Source organism: Paraburkholderia sp. BL27I4N3 (assembly GCF_003386115.1).
Lineage (GTDB): Bacteria > Pseudomonadota > Gammaproteobacteria > Burkholderiales > Burkholderiaceae > Paraburkholderia.
On record NZ_QREJ01000001.1, the window covers coordinates 1868643 to 1886117 of the forward strand.

Sequence of the window (17475 nt, forward strand, 5' to 3'; positions counted from 1 at the left end):
TTTAATGAGACCGACTGGCGGGATTAGGCGGTGGCCTGAGCGGATCGGCCGCTTGCCGTGTCGAGGCTACGGCTTGAGCGGCGGGCGCTTGCCGTGTATCGCGAGATCGACCGGCGGCAGATCCACGCCGGTGGGATCGAGCACGCGCCAGGCGCCGTCGATCAAACCTTCGAGCGGCCGGAAATTCGCCTTGTACGCCATCTTTGGACTCTCGCGAATCCAGTAGCCGAGATACACGTAGGGCAGCTTGAGACTGCGCGCCTGCTCGATCTGCCAATAGATGTTGTAGGTGCCGAAACTCGTGTTCGGCAGTCCCGGTTCAAAAAACGTGTAGACCGAAGAGAGTCCGTCGCCGAGGATATCGATCATGCTGATCATGCGCAGAATGCCCGGCGCATCCGGCCGGTCCGGCAGCGGCTCGCGGAATTCGACCAGCCGCGAGTTGATCCGGCTCTGCAACAGGAACTGTTCATATTGGTCGCGGCTGTCGCGATCCATGCCGCCGCCCGCATGCCGCGCCGACTGATAGCGCATGTAGAGCGCGTAGTGCTCTTCGTCGTAATGGAGCGGCGCGACGGTGGCGACCAGTTCGCCGTGCTTCTTCCAGACGCGGCGCTGCGTGCGGTTCGGCTCGAACTGGTCCACCGGAACGCGCACCGGCACGCAGGCGCGGCAGCCGTCGCAATATGGCCGGTACGTGAACACGCCCGAGCGCCGGAAGCCGGCCTTGACGAGGTCGGTGTAGACGTCGGAGTTGATCAGGTGACTGGGAGTGGCGACTTGCGAGCGCGCGATGCGGCCGTCCAGGTAACTGCAGGGATAGGGCGCTGTTGCATAAAATTGCAGCGCCGAAAGCGGGGAAAGAGGCAGCTCGTTGGGATGAGTCACGTTGGCAGCTCTCGAAGCGTCTCTGGTAATGCAAACCCGGCGCCCTGCGGTCGACGACCCGCGGCTCGGTGGGCGAGGGATCCGGATTCGGCCTGATTCTTCCTACGACGCCGGCGCGACGACCTCGAGCAACGCGGTCTTGTCGAAGCGCCAGGGAATCGGCGGCGCCGCGACCGACGCGCGAACATGCGCGATGAACGCCTTGCGCGCTATCTCGCGACCGCCTAGCGACGCCAGATGCGACGTGTTCTGCTGGCAGTCTATCATTTCTATTTCGTGACGGCGCAAGTGTCCGACAAGCGCGGCCAGCGCCATTTTCGACGCATCCGTGACCTCCGCGAACATGGATTCGCCGAAGAACATTTTGCCGAACGACACGCCGTACAAACCTCCCACGCGCTTGCCTTCGAACCAGGTTTCGATGCTGTGCGCATCGCCCACACGATGCAGCGACGAGTACGCTTCGACCACATCCGCGGTGATCCAGGTTCCGCGCTGTCCGCGTCGCGGCGCCTGCGCGCAGGCGCGCATCACGGCGGCGAAATCATGGTCGACGCGGATTTCCCACGCGTCTTCGCGCAGCACGCGCCGGAGCGTTTTGCGCAGCGACGGCGCGACCTTGAATTCGGCGGGGCGCAGGATCATGCGCGGGTCGGGACTCCACCACAACACCGGCTGGCCGTCCGAATACCAGGGGAAGATGCCGCGCCGATAGGCGTCGATCAGCCGTGACGGCAGCAGGTCGCCGCTGGCGGCGAGCAGGCCCGGCGCGCCGCTGGTCGCGCCGAGCGCGCGTTCGACGGGCGGAAACGGGTCGTCAGGTCCGAGCCAGGGAACCATGCGCGCCGCTCAACCTTCGCGCAGCGAGCGGAAGATGTCGCCCGTGTGCAGGCCGAAGCTGCCGGCGGCGCGGTCGGCGAAAAAGAAACGCAGGGTCTGGCCGACGGTGGGAAAGGCAATCTCGTCCCAGGGGATTTCATGTTCTTCGAAGAGTTTCACTTCGAGGCTTTCTTCGCCGGCGGCAATATCGAGATCGAGCAGGCGCGCCATGTAGAACAGATGAACCTGATGCACATGGGGCACGTTCAGCAGCGAGAAGAGGTTTTGCACTTCGACGCGCGCGCCGGCTTCTTCCAGCGTTTCGCGCGATGCCGCTTCGGCGGTCGTTTCACCCATTTCCATGAAACCCGCGGGCAGCGTCCAGTAGCCGTAGCGCGGTTCGATCGCGCGACGGCACAGCAGCACCTTGTCGTCCCACACCGGAACGGTGCCGACCACGTTGCGCGGATTCTGATAGTGCACCGTGCCGCAACTGCCGCATACGAAGCGCTCGCGGTTGTCGCCCGGCGGAATGCTCAGGCTGACACCCTGGCCGCAGACAGAACAGAATTTCATAGGAAGGGGACGAGAAAGGGTGACAGGAGTTTATCACCGGGGCGAAGTTTTTCTCAGGTCGCAAAATCGCGGCGAGCGGGATTGGGTGGGCGACGAGGCCGGTGCGGAGGAACGAGCGCGCAAATCGCGCACGACCCAACCGTTTGGTTCGGAATCCCGAGCATTTCGCGCGTGAGGGTCGATCCGTGGGCTCGCATGGTGTCGCGAGCGGGTGATCCGTGTCGCAAGCCGATGCTGGGATGGATGCTGAAAGAAAAGCAGTACGACGCGTGGTGGTGCGCTAGGCGATGTAAGACTTGTCAAACCGTTCGGGGAAAACAAAAAAGGCCTGCCGATTTGGCAAGCCTTGAATGTTGTTTCGACGTCTCCAACCAACTTGATGAACTTGGTTGCGGGGGTAGGATTTGAACCTACGACCTTCGGGTTATGAGCCCGACGAGCTGCCAGACTGCTCCACCCCGCGTCCGTCGAAGAAAAGATTATAGAACAAAGCCAGTAGGGTTGCAATACCTATTTAAGAACCGGCTTCAATCCGCGAGACATGCGTCTGCGCATGAGTGCCGAAGTCGCTGCGCGCATGGCTTGCGTCGCATGCCGGAAGGCGCGCGTGAGGCGCTGCGCTAGAATTCAGATTCCTCTCGCGACGCCGCCCTGCCCGCACGGCGGCGCGCGCTCCACCTCTTACCACGCTCTGAACTCCATGGATATCGCTCACGATCTGCAGGTGATTGCCGCTCAGGAACACACGCTGGTGTTCCCACAATTCGACGCCGACCGCGCGTGGCAAGTCGGCGCCTATCTGCACGAGGTCGCCAAGGCGCGGGGTATCCCCGTCGCGATCGACGTGCGCACGTTCGGTCAGCCGCTGTTCTTCAGCTTGCTCGACGGCGCGACGCCGGACAATATCGATTGGGTGCGCCGCAAGAGCAACACGGTCGCGCATTTTCGCCGCAGTTCGTACGCGATCGGCCTGAAGTTGCAGCAGGCCGGCGGCACGCTCGCGGACAAGCACGCTTTGGCTGCCGCGGAATATGCGTCGCATGGCGGCGCGTTTCCGTTGACGGTGGCGCACGCGGGCGTGATCGGTTCGATCACGGTGTCGGGTTTGCCGCAGCGCGCCGATCACGAACTGGTGGTGGAAGCGCTGTGCGCGCATCTCGGCCACGACTACAGCAAGCTCGCGCTAGCAAAGGCCTGAGCCGATGCGGCTGCCTCCTTATGCCTTGCTCGGCATTGCCATCGTGGCCGAAGTGATCGCGACCTCCGCGATGCGGGCGTCGGAGGGCTTCTCGCGGTTCCTGGCTTCAGCAGTGGTCGTACTCGGCTATGGCGTGGCGTTCTATTGTCTGTCGCTCACGCTGAAGAGCATTCCGGTCGGCATCGTCTATGCGGTGTGGTCCGGCGCGGGCATCGTGCTGATCACGCTGGTCGCGGTGCTGCTGTACCGGCAGGTGCCCGACGTGCCAGCCGTCATCGGACTCGGGCTGATCATTGCCGGCGTTGCCGTGCTGAACATGTTTTCGAAGATGCAGGCGCACTGAGCCCTTGCATCGGCACCGGCGCCGCAGGCGCTTATTTGCAGCGCACGATCATCGAGCGATTTTTCACGTTGGCCGACACGACGTTCGTGACGCTGCCGCCCGCCGTGCCGCCTTCGTCATTGTCTTTGGAGACGATGTCGTAACCCGTCGCGCCGCAGGCCTTGCCGGCCTGCACGTAGCACGAAGCCCAGCTGGAAGAGGCGTCGGCGCCGCTGCAATTCACGGCGAAGCCGGTCTGGCCGTTCGGCAGGTTGATCAGCGACGTGGTGTTCGACGATGCGCAGCCGGCAAGGCTCGCCGCGCCGAGCAGCACGGCGGCGGGAAGGGCGGCCGCGAGCGTGCTGCGGCGAACGAAAGCCGGCGCTGCGCCGCTTCGAAGGCGGTTGAAGCGGCCGGCGCGGCGCAGTTGCGTCATGAAATGCATCGTGATGTTTCCTTTCAGATTGATATTCGGGTCGCCACGTGGATCGGGAGCACTTGCCGACGCTCGGCAGAAGCTCAGGGTGCTTCGATCGTAATGCCCGCCGCGCTGACCATCTGGCGGCTTTGCTCGCCTTCTTTGGTGGCCGCGTCTTCCCAGATACTGATGGCTTTTGGAATGTCGATGCCGTGGCTTTCGGCGTACGCAAACCAAGTGTTCGCCGCATCCGTTTCGGGCAATTCGTGGCTTTGCAGAAAATATTTTCCCATATTGCGCTCACTGAACTCGAAAAGCCGTCGTCGTGGCAGCACGGACCGTGCCGATGATCCTGTTCGACCGGAGCGGGCCAAACAAGTGCGATCGGCTGCATCGCCGGGTCGCGCTGCAGAACTAATCGGCTCGCGACGCGCCTTACTTACTGGTTGGCCGTGCGCCGGCGCGCGTGCTGCTCTCGCACGCACGGGCGCAGCCGGCGATATGCAGGTCGACGCACGGGCAGGCGTATCGAACGCGGTTCGACGCGGCGCCCACCCATGAATTGCAACGAGGAGAACGAATATGGCTGAACGGGTCAGCGGCCCTTACCGCGGTTACTACATCAGCGCCACCGCGCGCCTCGTGCCGGCGGCCGACGCACCGGCTGCGACCGCAGGCAACGCGAGCGGGACTTACGTCGGCTCGGTGAGTCTGGCTGAACACGGTCCGGACGATCCTCACCGCATGGAAACCTTGCTCGAACTCGGCGACGGCCAGCGCTTCGCCAGCGAAGAGGAGGCGCTCGTCTTCGTCGAGCAGGCGGCGCGCGATTACATCGACCGCCTGTTGGGAAGCGCTTGATGGCGGTGCGCAAGGTGAAGAAAAGCGTCGCCGGGCCTGTCGGCAAAACCGCTGATGAAAGCGCTGCCGCAGGCTGGACCTCGGTCCGGCCGCGCGAGTACCATAACGACGTTCTCCGGGGCCGGCCGGTTTTCGCCTGCGCCGGTTTCCCGTCGGATCTTTCTGATGAGGCAGCCATGGAAATTCGGTTTCCCGCGGACGCGCCTGCCTACCGCGACTCGAATCTGACCGTTGTCTTTCCCGCGCTGGTGGACGGCGAACCGGTGCCGTGCGCGATCTCGGTCGAAGCGCTCGAAGATCATTTCGGCGCCTACTCCGAGGACCTGGAAGGCTGGATGCGCGCTTTCGACGCCGGACGTCCGCGCATCGAAGCGGTCGCGCGCGAGCACTTGCAGATCAGCAACGGCACGCCTGTGTTGCTGAAGAGTGGCCACTTTCCGCCAGGCAACGTGGCGGGGTAGTCGCGCTGCCCGAGTGAGCATGCGGCCATGCGGACTCCGTCGCAACGGCAGCGGATTGGCGGGTCAGACGCGCTACGGCGGTGAGCAATCCGCCACAGAGCGGGCCGTGCGAGCCATGGCGAGTTCGCATGCGCCGACCCGATGCGCCGGAGGCTGCACAACATCGCGCAACTCGCCGCACAACTCGCAAACGCCACGCGCGCAATCCCGACGACCTTCGCGCTTTCGTTCAAGCCGCGCTCGCGGCGCTTCCGTTTGCTCCCGCATTTGCCGATGCCGCCTCGCGCGCGGCATCGAATGCATGGCGAATGCCTTCTTCGTAAGACGTTCTGACGATCGGGCCGATCAGTTCGGTCAACGCCGAGTCGTCGAGCACGAGCGGTTCGGTCATCAGGTAATTCATTTCCACCAGTTCCCGCATCAACGGGCTGAACAGACCGAACACGCGCAGCAGGGTCTTGCCGGCGACCATCAGCTTCGGTTGGCGGCCGGCTAGCGCATAAGCCTGGCGCGCCACTTCGCGCTGCGTGATGGTGCCCGCGCCGGCGAGGTGCCACCAGCGCCCATACGCCTCGGGCGTGCGCGTGAGCTTTTCGACCACCGGCCCGATATCCGGCAGATAGATGAATTCATGCGGCACATCCACCGGGCCGATCACCTGCGCGCGCTTGCCGGTCGCCGCGGCTTCGAACACGCCGTTCAGCAGACTGCGCTCGATCTTCGGGCCGTAGAAGTCGGGCAGGCGCAGCACGAGCGTCGACAGACCATCGCGTCCATGGGCCGCCAGTACCAGATTTTCCTGCGCGAGCCGCATTTGGCCCTTGAACGTGTGCGGCTCGCGCGGATGATTTTCGCGGATCGGATTGCCGCGCGCGCGGCCGTACGGATACACCGTGCCGATCAGAATGAAGCGCTCGACGCCCGCCGCCGTCACGCCCGCCAGCGTTCTCTCCATGAGCGGCGGATGCGCGGCGAACTGATCGTAGGGCACGCCGACCAGATAGATCACCGTCTGCAGATCCTGCGACGCCGCGCGGATCGAAGCGGGGTCGTCCGGATTCCACGTGACGATCTCCGCGTGCGGATCGTGGCCGAAAGCGGCCTCGAGCGGCGCGCGCGAGCGGCCGACCACCCGGTAATCGCGGCCCGCCGCGCTGAGCGCCGCCGCGATGATCTGACCGGCCGCGCCCGCGGCGCCAAATAAACCCACCTTGCCCGTGACTTGCATGACGACTCCTTGAAGCGGCGCCGCATCGCGTCCGCATGGATTGTGACTGATGATATAAAATTTAATGAACGCTGTTCAGTGAACAGCGTTCAGTTTAATTTGACTTTTCAGTTTGTCAACCCGAAAATGTTCGTCATGGGAATCGCTGAACGAAAGAACCGCCAGAAACAGGCACTGCGCGAACGCATCCTCGATGCCGCGCGGCGCATCGTGATGCGCGAAGGTTTTGCCGCGCTGTCCATGCGCAAAATCGCCGACGCCATCGAATATTCGCCCGCCACGCTGTACCTGCATTTCGCAAGCCGCGACGAGATCGCCCAAGCTTTGTGCGCGGAAGGCTATGCGCAACTGCTGCAGACATTCGTGCCGCTCGCGGGCATCTCGGATCCGGCCGAGCGGCTCAAGGCGCTCGGTCGGGCCTACGTGGCGTTCGGTGTCGCGCATCCGGAAACGTACCGGCTGATCTTCATGGAAGATCCGAGCTACACCGGCGCGGCGCTGGGCGGCGTGGCGAAGGGTAAGGCGGCGGCGGATCCGGCCAATGCCGGCGCGGCGTCGGGCGGTGCGGCGGCGCAGAGCGCGGATACCGAAGCCACGGCGGCTGACGAAGCAAACGGAGAGACGGCCGCTATCGGGGACGATCCCGGCGAAGCCGCGTTGCACATCATGATTTCCGCGCTCGACGAACTCAAAGCGGCGGGGCGTCTGTCGGCGTCGATGGACGTGGCGGTGTGGGCCGAGGCGTTCTGGGCGAATTTGCACGGCATCGTCGCACTGAACCTGACGTGTCCCGTGTTCCCGACCGCGCCGCTCGACACGGTGGTGGGCATCGCGCTCGACGCCTGGTTGGGCGCGTCGCACGCAATGCAGGCGCCGGGCGCCGCGGCCGACGCCGGTACGCGCAAGAAAAAATCCCCTGCAACGCGTACCGGGTCGCCGGCGCAACCGGACAACGATCCCGCCGCGCAGCCTTCAGCTAGAAAACCGGCCAAAGCCGCAGCGAGCGGTGCCACCGCGCCGGCTGCGAGGCGCAAAAGCACAAGTGCGTGATAACGTTCAATTCCACCTTAATTTGCGCGGTTGCGCTTAGCTCGCCATGTCCATTTCCGCCTCGCCCGCCGTCAGCGACGAAGTCGCGACTTTCGTAGCCAACCGCATCGGTTTCATCGAACTGGACAGGCCGAAGGCGCTCAATGCGCTGTCGACCGGCATGATTCGCGCGATGCACGCGGCGCTCGATCAGTGGCGCGAAGATCCGGACGTGCTCGCCGTCGTGGTGCGCAGCCGGCACCCGCGCGCGTTCTGCGCGGGCGGCGACATCCGCTTTCTGTATGAGTCGGCGCAACGCGGCGAACAGGATGTGCGCGACACGTTTTTCACCGAGGAATACCGGCTCAATCACGCCATCTTCACCTTTCCGAAACCGTATATCGCGTTGATGAACGGCGTCGTGATGGGCGGCGGCATGGGCATTTCGCAGGGCGCGCATCGCACCGGCGGTCTGCGAGTCGTCACGAATTCGACGAAGATGGCGATGCCGGAAACTCGCATCGGCCTGTTTCCGGACGTCGGCGCGGGTTGGTTTCTGGCCCGCACGCCTGGCGCGATCGGCCGCTATCTGGCAGTGACCGGCGAAACGATCGGCGCGGCCGACGCGCTTTACGCGGGTCTCGCCGACACCTATATCGACGACGCGGCCTTGCCCGCTCTGGTCGACACCTTGCGCAGCGAGCGCTTCGAGCGCGGCGCGGACGTGGTGGCGTGCATTGAACGCGAGGCGCTCGCGCATCAGGTCGTGCCGCAACCGGAGGCGTCGTCGCTGGCGAATGGGCGGGCGTTGATCGATCGTCACTTCGCCTTGCCCGACGTCGCGCAAATTCTTGCTTCGCTCCAAAGCGAGCGCGAAGCCGCCGATTGGGCCGAACAGATGATTGCGGTCTTGCGCGAACGCTCGCCGCTGTCGATGGCGGTGTCGCTGGAAGTGGTGACGCGCGCCGAGGGTTCAATGGCTGACGTGCTGCGTGGCGACCTCGATCTGACGCGCTCGAGCTTTCTGCACGGCGACACGATCGAAGGCATTCGCGCGCGCATCATCGACAAAGACAACGCCCCGCGCTGGCGCTTCGCGCGCATCGAGGACGTGATTGCCGCCGACGTCGAGAAGATGTTCGAGAGCCCGTGGCCGGCGAACGAACATCCGCTGCGGGATTTGCGCGGTTAAAGCCGAAGAATTGGAGCCGCGCGGTAAGCTATGACGCGCGTAACGCGCGTCATAGCGCCGTTTGCCAACGGCCAGCGGCCAAACCGCCCAAGCCGTTTATTCCTCGTCTTCGCTCGCCATGAAGGCGCGCATGAACACGAGCGCGCCCCAGCCCCACATCGCATTCGCAGCGAACCCCACGGAGAGGCGCGGCAGCATGTTGCCGCTCGGCCAGATTCCGCGCAGCGGGTCGATCACGAACACGCTCGCCGCCGTCAACGCGATGCCGCCGAACACGAAAGCCGGCACCCACGGCGCACGCCGATGCGGCGCGACGCGCAACAGCCACGCCATCAGCACGGCCCAGAACGCGCTCCAGATCGCGTTGGCAATGAACTCAGGCAAACCGAGCGGTAAAAACGGCGCAGTCGAAAAACCGGTCGGCTCGATCATCCCGGCTGCGTGCAGCAGCGCCAGCGTCGATTCGTGGAAGAACAGGGAAGCCAGAAAACCGGCGACGAACGGCAGGATGAGTTTTTGCATGCATTGCACCGCCAGGATACAGGCGGCGTGGTTCGCATGGCCTGTACCGGATTATTCGGAAAACGTGCGCCATTATATCTAGACGTACCCCTTTTCCAGCGTACACGCCGCGCAACATCCGTATGCTTTAGCGTCGGGCTAATCACGAAAGTGGAAAACCTAAGCTAAAAAAAATCGTTCAAAAGCCGCAGCCCGATCCATAGACTGTTTCTCCATGCAGACGGCGTTTGCCGCTGTCGCCGTTTAATCGAGCGCATGACGCGCACGTTTGGTCGAGGGAAGCCGTCGCGATGTCCGGCCTGATGCCGATCTTCATCCGCCGCATGGCGCACGCGCGCCAGCCGGTCCGTTGTCGCCGCTAGCGCGCAACGACACCGCATTTTTCCGTCTCTTTGCGCTGCACCGTCTGGCTGTGTGCCGGAGGGATGCGCGCGGCCGGCGTGTGCGCGAACGCTCGACGCATCGTCTTCATTAATCCAGTTTCGTCCATGCAGGAGCAGCAAATGAATGTGTTCTGGTTCATTCCGACTCACGGCGACAGCCGCTATCTCGGTACGTCCCAAGGTGCACGCGCAGCCGATTACGACTATTTCCAGCAGATCGCCGTCGCCGCCGATACGCTCGGCTACGAGGGCGTGCTGCTGCCGACGGGCCGTTCGTGCGAGGACGCATGGGTCGTCGCGTCGAGCCTGATCGCCGCGACCAAACGCATGAAGTTTCTGGTGGCGATCCGCCCGGGCATCTCGTCGCCGGGTCTGGCCGCGCGCATGGCGGCGACCTTCGACCGGCTGTCGAACGGACGTCTGCTGATCAATGTCGTGACCGGCGGCGATGCCGCGGAACTGGAAGGCGACGGCGTGTTCGTCGACCACGACACGCGCTATGAAATCACCGACGAATTCCTGCACATCTGGCGCAAGCTGCTGAGCGCCGCGCATACCAACGACGCGATCGATTTCGAGGGCAAGCATCTGAGCTCGAAGGGCGGCAAGGCGTTGTATCCGCCCGTGCAGAACCCGCATCCGCCGCTGTGGTTCGGCGGTTCGTCGCCGGCCGCGCACGAGATGGCGGGCGAGCATATCGATACCTATCTGACGTGGGGCGAGCCGCCCGAAGCCGTGGCGAAGAAGATCGCCGACATTCGCGCGCGCGCTGCGGCGCATGGCCGCCAGATCAAGTTCGGGATCCGTCTGCACGTGATCGTGCGCGAGACCGAAGAAGAAGCGTGGGCCGCCGCCGACAAGCTGATCAGCAAGCTCGACGACGAGACCATCTCGCGTGCCCAGGCCTCGTTCTCGAAGATGGACTCTGAAGGCCAGCGCCGCATGGCCGCGCTGCACGGCGGCAAGCGTGGCGGCCGCGCGGAACTCGAGGTCTATCCGAATCTGTGGGCGGGCGTGGGCCTCGTGCGCGGCGGCGCGGGCACGGCGCTGGTCGGCAATCCGGAGCAGGTGGCGGCGCGCATGAAGGAGTACGCCGAACTCGGCATCGACACCTTCATTCTGTCGGGCTATCCGCATCTGGAAGAGTCGTATCGCTTCGCCGAACTCGTGTTTCCGTTGCTGCCGAATCGTCGCAACAAGGTGTCGAATGGACCGCTGTCGGGTCCGTTCGGCGAGATTGTCGGCAACAACTATCTGCCGAAGGCGGCCAGTTCGAGCTGAATCTCGAGCCTGGTGCACGTGCCGCACCGGGCACGCTCGGTCATCGATAAGCAATGAGGAACGGGAAACATGGCTGAATCCACTGTGAGCGCCGGGCGGCACAAAGGCGCCGAGGCCGGCGCGGCTTTGCACACGTTGCGCCGGATCGGCGCGCATCTCGCGCCATGGCTCGCGCCGCTCGCGATTCTGCTGGCGTGGGAATTCGCCGCGAGAAGCGGCGTGCTGTCGACGCGCGTGCTCCCCGAGCCGCTCGCGGTCGTCAAGGCCGCGTGGTCGCTGATCCAGTCCGGTGAAATGTGGGCGGACGTGAAGGTCAGCACGTGGCGCGCGGTGTCGGGTTTTGCGATCGGCGGCGGCATCGGCCTCGTGCTCGGACTCGCGACCGGCTTGTTCAAGCCCGCCGAGATCGCGCTCGACTCGACCGTGCAGATGATCCGCAACATCCCGGCGCTGGCGATGATTCCGCTCGTGATTCTGTGGTTCGGCATCGAGGAGGAGGCGAAGGTGTTTCTCGTCGCGCTGGGCGTGTTTTTCCCGATCTACGTGAACACCTTTCACGGCATCCGCTCGGTGGACGCCAATCTGATCGAGATGGCGCGCAGTTATGGCGTGACGGGTTTCGCGCTGTACCGGCATGTGGTGCTGCCGGGCGCGTTGCCGTCGATTCTCGTCGGCGTGCGTTTCGCGTTCGGGCTGATGTGGGTCACGCTGATCGTCGCCGAAACCATTTCCGCGCAATCGGGCATTGGCTACATGACCATGAACGCCCGCGAATTCCTGCAAACCGATGTGGTGGTGGTCGGCATTCTGCTCTACGCGGCGCTCGGCAAACTCGCCGACGTGCTGGCGAAAAGCCTCGAACGCTTCTCGCTGCGCTGGCATCCCGCTTATCAACGAGGAGGGAAATCATGAGCTCCACGATCTTGTCCGCGTCGTTCGGCGGGATTGCCGGCAGCGATCTCGAAGCCGAATTGGTGCTCGCTCGTAACGTCGATCATGACGCGCACGAAGCGGCTGCTTTCGAATATGCCGATGCGGTACATCATCATCGACCGCGTGTCGATGCGGGACTATCGGCCGGCGCGCTGTCACGCAACGGCGCACGCCGTGCCGCGGATTATTCGGTGGAGTTGCGCGGCGTGGGCAAGAGCTACGGCGAGCGCCAGGTACTGTCCGACTTCAATCTGTCGATCGAGCGCGGCAGTTTCGTGGCGATCGTCGGCCGCAGCGGCTGCGGGAAATCAACCTTGCTGCGCCTCGTCGCCGGACTGGAAAAGACCAGCTCCGGTGTGCTCGAAAAGCGCACCGAAGACGGCGGGCCAATCGACACTCGCATCATGTTCCAGGACGCGCGCTTGCTGCCCTGGAAGAGCGTGCTGCAAAACGTGATGCTCGGCCTCGGCCGCGGCGCGCGTGAGGACGCGCGTGCCGTGCTCGCCGAAGTCGGCTTGCTGGAGCGCGCCAACGATTGGCCCGCGCAGCTTTCCGGTGGTCAGCGTCAGCGGGTGGCGCTGGCGCGGGCGCTCGTGCATCGGCCGCAATTGCTGTTGCTCGACGAACCGCTCGGCGCGCTCGACGCGTTGACGCGCATCGAAATGCACGCGCTGATCGAGCGCCTGTGGCGCGAGCATCGATTCACCGCGCTCTTGGTCACGCACGACGTGCACGAAGCCGTGGCGCTCGGCGACCGGATTTTGCTGATCGAAGAAGGGCGCGTCGCGCTCGATCAGCCGGTGCCGCTCACGCGTCCGCGGGCGCGCGCGTCGGCCGGTTTCGCCGCGTTCGAAGAACATGTGTTGCAACGCGTGCTGAAGACGGCGCCGAATGACGACGCGCTGTCCCATCACGCGTACGACGCACGTGACGAAGGCCGTCTCAGGCGGCCGACAGAGGTCCGTTGGGCCGTCTGACATTGCTTGACTGACTGTTTCTAAATCGCTTTTCTGGAGTCAATCGATATGGGCATTTCCGCAATCAACGTACGCAATCAGTTCAAAGGCAAGGTCAAGGAAATCATCCGCGGACCGGTCGTGTCCGAAGTCGATGTGGATACGCCATTCGGTATCGTCACCTCGGTGATCACCACGCGCTCCATCGACGAACTCGAACTTGCGGTTGGCTCGGAGGTGATCGCGCTGGTGAAGTCGACGGAGGTGTCGATCGCGCGCCTGTGAGGTTTGCGCAGTTCACGCTTGCGCTATTTCGCGTTCGCGCCGCTGGCGGGCGGCTCGTGCGTCATTTTGTCGTTGGTCGGCTTGCTCGGGCGCTTGATCGGCATGTTGTCGGGATTGCTTAAGCCGCCTGAGCCGGAAGCGGCCTTGGGCGGCTTGGCCATCGACGAGTTGTCGTTTTGCGGCGCTGTCTGCGCCGGCTTTTGCTGCGTTTGTGCCGGTTTCGCCGTCTGTGCGAATGCCGTCATGGTGCCGTTTATGCCGAGGCCTGCCGCCAGCGCGACGCCCGTTACCCATGCCGTCCATCTGCTTCCCTTCATATCCGTCCTCCCGGCGATATCGCCTTACGGTTTCGGCGCCGCCGCGCGCTGGTGGAATCATGATTTCCACGCATTTCGCGTGCCGCGACGCGCCCCTGCATACGTCCCCGAAACTTGCTAGGATGAATTGAGCATGCAGACGGAGACGGCCATGTCAAAGTCATTGAGTCCCGAAGCGGTGGAAGCCTTGCGGCGTCTGAACGACGTCGGTGTCGGACAGGACGCGCCGAAGCTGGCGCAGTCCGTGACAGCCGAATTGCTGGCCGGCGGCCTCGTCGCCGAGGCGAGCGGCGGAGACGTCGAAATCACCTGCAACGGTCGGCAATATCTTTCGGGCGATTGCGATTAATTGCCAGCGCGAGAGGCGGCCTGACGTTCGGGCCGGCTCGATCCGCGAGCCGTCCAGCGTGCTCGCCGGACAAGTCTGGCCGCAGCATTAGCGGCGTCACTATGGAGGCGAAGATGGAGCCGAAGGGTCTCGACATGGGGGACTACCAGGCGCGCTATCAGGACTACGACATCGAAGTCGCTGTCGAACAGGTGCTGACGGGCGTCAAAGCGCATTTTCGGGTGTTGCGGGGTGAGGCGGTGGTGGTCGACTGGCGGCTCGTGCATATCGACACCTTATGGTGCACCGAGCATGCCGCGGCCGAGGCGGGCTTCCGCACGGCGCGCGAAGTGATCGACGCGGGCGGCCTCGACGCCGCACCGCACGTGCCTTCCGCACTTGGGTGAAAGTGCGCACGCGTCCGATCAAGCTGGCTGTCCCGATGCGGTTGCAATGATGTAAACGCAACTGGGCGCCGGCATCCATACTGCATGCGCGGCGCCCAGTTTACCGGTTGCCCTCGTGAGGCAGCCGGTTCAACGGCAACTGCTTAGTGGCCGAAGAAAACCGATTGCGGGCCCGAAACCGGCTCTTTGGCACCCGATTGCGACGACACGTTGTTCACGCCGCCGTAGGCATTCGATTCAGCGTTGGCACGTTCAGCTGCCACGGTTTGTGCGTTCTGGCCTTGTTGCGAAGCCGGTGCGCCGACCGACGGACGGTACGACGGCGCCGGGCCGTAGCCGCTAGCAAAAGCGGGAGCGGCGATCGAGGCAGAAACAGCAACCAGCAGGGCGGCGATGAGCTTGGTCTTCATGGTGTGACTCCGATAACGTTTCGACTTCAATTCAGGAAGGCGTCGCAGGGGGCAGTGAGATGTGTCTGCAACGTCGATGGAAGGCAGTGTATACCCCTACTATCGAAAATTTGTATCGATAATCTGAAAGTACTGTTCTTGGATTTGAAATAATCGGCTGGAAGCAGGCGGAGCAAGCGTCCGCAGTGGTTCGACCCCACGGGCCAAGCGGTTTGGGGCGTCAAAGACCCGGGTAGCGGCGTGGGTTAATCGCCATGGATAGCATCGCGCGAATCGAATTTCGTTTGGATTCGTCGCCTTGGAGAACACCTCGATGGACCTGTGGATTCAGCCGTGCGCGGACTGCTTCGAGCTCTATGGCTTGCCTTCCGCGCATCGCCCGCATGACAACCTGACGCTAAACAGTCGTGGGGCGGTGAAAGACGGGCGCGCGGAGGAGCATTACACGTGCGTGCGTTGTCGAGCGGCGTTCGCGCGCGTCGTTGCCGGTGAGCCTCGACAGCAGGTATGGCTGCTGTTGAACGCCGGGCAGCATTGATGGCCTGACCGTCGTGCGAGAGGCAACCGTTTCGGGTGCTCTCGTGAATCCGCTGTAAAGTTTTCGGCGCGGCTGCCGAAAACGGGAGCATGAAATACTTCTTCGACTCCAGGCTCGCCGATCGATACGGCTATGGGATGGCTGTGTATATCGCCGCCGAGACTTCCGATCTGCAGCGCGCCATCGATTTGACCAACGCGCGACGCCTGCGCGCCGGCCGACGCCTGCTCGAAGACGCGCGTATCGAGGACGTACTTTCCGCCATGCTCAATACCGGCTTGCTGAAGGCTAAAACGGATGAAGGCGGAACAAACGTTTCGGGGGCGACTCGCTGAAGCTCGGCGGGTTGGTGTTAAACAACTGAAGCGTGGGCGAGGAGTATCGCGTCGGGCAGGCGAATTTGCGCCTTGCGGTAAAATCGGTGTTTTGAATCAAGCCGTCTGGCCGCCCCATGTCTTCACCGCACACTCCCAGCCCGCGCCGCGTATCGGTCGCCCCGATGATGGACTGGACCGATCGTCATTGCCGTTCCTTGCATCGCGTGATCTCTCGCCATACGTGGCTTTACACGGAAATGGTGACGACCGGCGCGCTCTTGCACGGCGATGTGCCGCGCCATCTCGCCTTCACGCCCGAAGAAGCGCCGGTCGCTCTGCAACTCGGCGGCAGCGAACCCGACGACCTCGCGCGTTCGGCGAAGCTGGGCGAGCAATGGGGCTACGATGAAATCAATCTGAACTGCGGTTGCCCGTCCGAACGCGTGCAGCGCGGCGCATTCGGTGCGTGCCTGATGAACGAGCCGCAGCTCGTTGCCGACTGCGTGAAGGCCATGCGCGATGCGGTGTCGGTGCCGGTCACCGTGAAGCACCGCATTGGCGTGGATGCCGTGGAAGAGTATGGATTCGTGCGCGATTTCGTCGGCACGATTGCGGACGCCGGTTGCAACGTGTTCATCGTGCACGCTCGCAACGCGATTCTCAAGGGCTTGAGCCCGAAGGAAAATCGCGAGATTCCGCCGCTCAAATACGAGTACGCGTATCAGTTGAAGCGCGACTTTCCGCATCTGGAGATCATCATCAACGGCGGCATCAAGACGCTCGATGAAGTCGAGACGCATCTTCAACACGTCGACGGTGTGATGCTCGGGCGCGAGGCTTATCACAATCCGTATGTGCTAGCCGATGTCGATGCACGCTTCTATGGGTCGACGCAAACGCCGCTCACGCGCGAGCAGGTCGAGGCGAAGTTGATTGAGTATTGCGCCGCTGAGATGGCGCGCGGCACGTATCTCGGCGCCATCACCCGTCATGCGCTCGGGCTCTATCGTGGGGAAGCGGGCGCGCGCGGCTGGCGTCGCGTGTTGTCGGATAGCAAGCGCCTCGCCGCGCGCGATCTGACCATCTTCGATGAGGCAAGACAGCATCTGCGCGAGCCGATCGAAATTTTTGAATAAAGGACTAGGCAAACGAGATTCTTGTTCGTATAATCTCGTTTCTTCATCGACGAGCCAAGTTTTACGGCAAGTCAAGCAGATGTCAGTGGTGGCTGTAGCTCAGTTGGTAGAGTCCAGGATTGTGATTCCTGTTGTCGTGGGTTCGAGCCCCATCAGCCACCCCAAAGAATTTAGCAATATCGTTCGCGATATAAGGCAGTTGAAGATTGAAAGCCGTTCCGGATTAAAAATTCGGAACGGCTTTTTTGTTTTCGGAACGGGCGCCGGATAGACGGAAAGAAAACGCCGCGTATAACTACTAAAATACTTCGCGGAAAGCGGTATTTGAGGCGTGCCGAGGCAATTCGGTTTTCGGCAAAAAAACGTCTGCTCGGGAGCGCTGAAGGGCGCGCGACAACATTAGTTCATAAGTCCACTGGTTGAGGCGAGGACGGACTCGCCGTCAACGACCTGCCGCAGCAGGCCCGCGATATCTATCCGTATCCGATGAAGCGGTGCGGCACACGTCGGCCTCGATCCGAAGAACAGCGCAACCGTTACTCGCGCGCAGGCCGTCCAGGTGCGCTCGCTCGACCGAAAATACCATTCCAAATCCGGTAAAGGCTATTTGATTACGGCCACGCCGCCACAACGTCAGCGTGGAGAAACACGCTGACACTGCAATACTTCA

The 17475-nt window shown here is 63.2% G+C and carries 24 protein-coding genes and 2 tRNA genes; 16 read left to right on the forward strand and 10 right to left on the reverse strand.

Going from position 1 to position 17475, the window contains the following annotated elements; all coding sequences use genetic code 11:
- Nucleotides 1-66: 66 nt before the first annotated feature.
- From B0G71_RS08600 to B0G71_RS08615, 4 genes are all read right to left on the reverse strand, one after another.
- Nucleotides 67-888, reverse strand: a complete 822-nt coding sequence (locus B0G71_RS08600; RefSeq protein WP_106283621.1) for an arginyltransferase — start codon at nt 886-888, stop codon at nt 67-69.
- 102 nt (nt 889-990) lie between these two features.
- Nucleotides 991-1728 (reverse strand): leucyl/phenylalanyl-tRNA--protein transferase, encoded by a 738-nt coding sequence (aat, locus tag B0G71_RS08605; protein ID WP_116141036.1) that lies wholly within the window; start codon nt 1726-1728, stop codon nt 991-993.
- A 9-nt stretch (nt 1729-1737) separates the two neighbouring features.
- Entirely contained in the window at nt 1738-2283 is a 546-nt protein-coding gene (locus B0G71_RS08610; RefSeq protein WP_106283619.1) for an NUDIX hydrolase, read from the reverse strand.
- A gap of 386 nt (nt 2284-2669) precedes the next feature.
- Nucleotides 2670-2746 (reverse strand) — tRNA-Met (locus B0G71_RS08615).
- Nucleotides 2747-2983: 237 nt separating this feature from the next.
- Here B0G71_RS08615 and B0G71_RS08620 point away from each other — a divergent pair.
- Nucleotides 2984-3481, forward strand: coding sequence for a heme-degrading domain-containing protein (locus B0G71_RS08620; protein ID WP_116148415.1), 498 nt, complete (start codon nt 2984-2986; stop codon nt 3479-3481).
- Nucleotides 3482-3491: 10 nt separating this feature from the next.
- Entirely contained in the window at nt 3492-3824 is a 333-nt protein-coding gene (locus tag B0G71_RS08625) for a DMT family transporter (RefSeq protein ID WP_404935463.1), read from the forward strand.
- Nucleotides 3825-3855: 31 nt separating this feature from the next.
- On the opposite strand, the gene B0G71_RS08630 is transcribed toward B0G71_RS08625, so the two are convergent.
- Both B0G71_RS08630 and B0G71_RS08635 read right to left on the reverse strand, forming a co-directional pair.
- Nucleotides 3856-4248, reverse strand: coding sequence for a hypothetical protein (locus B0G71_RS08630; RefSeq protein WP_116141040.1), 393 nt, complete (start codon nt 4246-4248; stop codon nt 3856-3858).
- A gap of 74 nt (nt 4249-4322) precedes the next feature.
- Nucleotides 4323-4514: a hypothetical protein gene (locus B0G71_RS08635; RefSeq protein ID WP_116141042.1), complete on the reverse strand. Its 192-nt coding sequence runs from the start codon at nt 4512-4514 to the stop codon at nt 4323-4325.
- Between the two features lie 289 nt (nt 4515-4803).
- On the opposite strand from B0G71_RS08635, the gene B0G71_RS08640 reads away from it, so the two are divergent.
- Both B0G71_RS08640 and B0G71_RS08645 read left to right on the forward strand, forming a co-directional pair.
- On the forward strand, nt 4804-5082 hold the full coding sequence (locus tag B0G71_RS08640) for a hypothetical protein (RefSeq protein WP_116116756.1): 279 nt from the start codon (nt 4804-4806) through the stop codon (nt 5080-5082).
- Between the two features lie 176 nt (nt 5083-5258).
- Nucleotides 5259-5543: a DUF1488 domain-containing protein gene (locus tag B0G71_RS08645; protein WP_041758889.1), complete on the forward strand. Its 285-nt coding sequence runs from the start codon at nt 5259-5261 to the stop codon at nt 5541-5543.
- Between the two features lie 229 nt (nt 5544-5772).
- On the opposite strand, the gene B0G71_RS08650 is transcribed toward B0G71_RS08645, so the two are convergent.
- On the reverse strand, nt 5773-6771 hold the full coding sequence (locus B0G71_RS08650; protein ID WP_116141044.1) for an NAD-dependent epimerase/dehydratase family protein: 999 nt from the start codon (nt 6769-6771) through the stop codon (nt 5773-5775).
- A gap of 135 nt (nt 6772-6906) precedes the next feature.
- Between B0G71_RS08650 and B0G71_RS08655 the strand changes: the two genes are divergently transcribed.
- Nucleotides 6907-7821, forward strand: a complete 915-nt coding sequence (locus B0G71_RS08655; RefSeq protein WP_116141046.1) for a TetR/AcrR family transcriptional regulator — start codon at nt 6907-6909, stop codon at nt 7819-7821.
- A gap of 46 nt (nt 7822-7867) precedes the next feature.
- Nucleotides 7868-8992, forward strand: coding sequence for an enoyl-CoA hydratase/isomerase family protein (locus B0G71_RS08660; protein WP_116141048.1), 1125 nt, complete (start codon nt 7868-7870; stop codon nt 8990-8992).
- 96 nt (nt 8993-9088) lie between these two features.
- Here B0G71_RS08660 and B0G71_RS08665 read toward each other — a convergent pair whose 3' ends face one another.
- Nucleotides 9089-9514 (reverse strand): hypothetical protein, encoded by a 426-nt coding sequence (locus B0G71_RS08665; protein ID WP_106307847.1) that lies wholly within the window; start codon nt 9512-9514, stop codon nt 9089-9091.
- A 503-nt stretch (nt 9515-10017) separates the two neighbouring features.
- On the opposite strand from B0G71_RS08665, the gene ssuD reads away from it, so the two are divergent.
- From ssuD to B0G71_RS08685, 4 genes are all read left to right on the forward strand, one after another.
- Nucleotides 10018-11178, forward strand: a complete 1161-nt coding sequence (gene ssuD, locus B0G71_RS08670) for an FMNH2-dependent alkanesulfonate monooxygenase (protein ID WP_116141050.1) — start codon at nt 10018-10020, stop codon at nt 11176-11178.
- A gap of 69 nt (nt 11179-11247) precedes the next feature.
- Nucleotides 11248-12090 (forward strand): aliphatic sulfonate ABC transporter permease SsuC, encoded by an 843-nt coding sequence (ssuC, locus tag B0G71_RS08675; protein WP_116141051.1) that lies wholly within the window; start codon nt 11248-11250, stop codon nt 12088-12090.
- Nucleotides 12087-13088, forward strand: coding sequence for an ATP-binding cassette domain-containing protein (locus B0G71_RS08680; RefSeq protein WP_116141053.1), 1002 nt, complete (start codon nt 12087-12089; stop codon nt 13086-13088). The genes ssuC and B0G71_RS08680 overlap by 4 nt, the downstream gene beginning before the upstream one ends.
- A gap of 48 nt (nt 13089-13136) precedes the next feature.
- A complete protein-coding gene (locus tag B0G71_RS08685) occupies nt 13137-13352 on the forward strand; it encodes a molybdopterin-binding protein (protein WP_116116762.1) in 216 nt (71 codons plus the stop codon).
- A 23-nt stretch (nt 13353-13375) separates the two neighbouring features.
- On the opposite strand, the gene B0G71_RS08690 is transcribed toward B0G71_RS08685, so the two are convergent.
- Complete coding sequence (locus B0G71_RS08690; protein ID WP_116141055.1) at nt 13376-13669, reverse strand: hypothetical protein; 294 nt, start codon at nt 13667-13669, stop codon at nt 13376-13378.
- 151 nt (nt 13670-13820) lie between these two features.
- Here B0G71_RS08690 and B0G71_RS08695 point away from each other — a divergent pair, with 151 nt between their 5' ends.
- Nucleotides 13821-14018: a hypothetical protein gene (locus B0G71_RS08695; RefSeq protein WP_041758893.1), complete on the forward strand. Its 198-nt coding sequence runs from the start codon at nt 13821-13823 to the stop codon at nt 14016-14018.
- 113 nt (nt 14019-14131) lie between these two features.
- The gene (locus tag B0G71_RS08700; RefSeq protein WP_116148417.1) at nt 14132-14404 is read left to right on the forward strand and encodes a DUF6566 family protein; all 273 of its coding nucleotides are present in this window, start codon (nt 14132-14134) and stop codon (nt 14402-14404) included.
- A gap of 143 nt (nt 14405-14547) precedes the next feature.
- Here the strand turns inward: B0G71_RS08700 and B0G71_RS08705 are convergent, their stop codons facing one another.
- The gene (locus tag B0G71_RS08705) at nt 14548-14814 is read right to left on the reverse strand and encodes a hypothetical protein (RefSeq protein WP_106283605.1); all 267 of its coding nucleotides are present in this window, start codon (nt 14812-14814) and stop codon (nt 14548-14550) included.
- Nucleotides 14815-15112: 298 nt separating this feature from the next.
- Between B0G71_RS08705 and B0G71_RS08710 the strand changes: the two genes are divergently transcribed.
- From B0G71_RS08710 to B0G71_RS08725, 4 genes are all read left to right on the forward strand, one after another.
- A complete protein-coding gene (locus B0G71_RS08710) occupies nt 15113-15352 on the forward strand; it encodes a hypothetical protein (RefSeq protein ID WP_258875541.1) in 240 nt (79 codons plus the stop codon).
- 89 nt (nt 15353-15441) lie between these two features.
- Nucleotides 15442-15687: a hypothetical protein gene (locus B0G71_RS08715; protein WP_106283603.1), complete on the forward strand. Its 246-nt coding sequence runs from the start codon at nt 15442-15444 to the stop codon at nt 15685-15687.
- A 116-nt stretch (nt 15688-15803) separates the two neighbouring features.
- Nucleotides 15804-16805 (forward strand): tRNA dihydrouridine(20/20a) synthase DusA, encoded by a 1002-nt coding sequence (gene dusA / locus B0G71_RS08720; RefSeq protein WP_106283602.1) that lies wholly within the window; start codon nt 15804-15806, stop codon nt 16803-16805.
- An 88-nt stretch (nt 16806-16893) separates the two neighbouring features.
- Nucleotides 16894-16969 (forward strand) — tRNA-His (locus B0G71_RS08725).
- Nucleotides 16970-17475 lie beyond the last annotated feature (506 nt).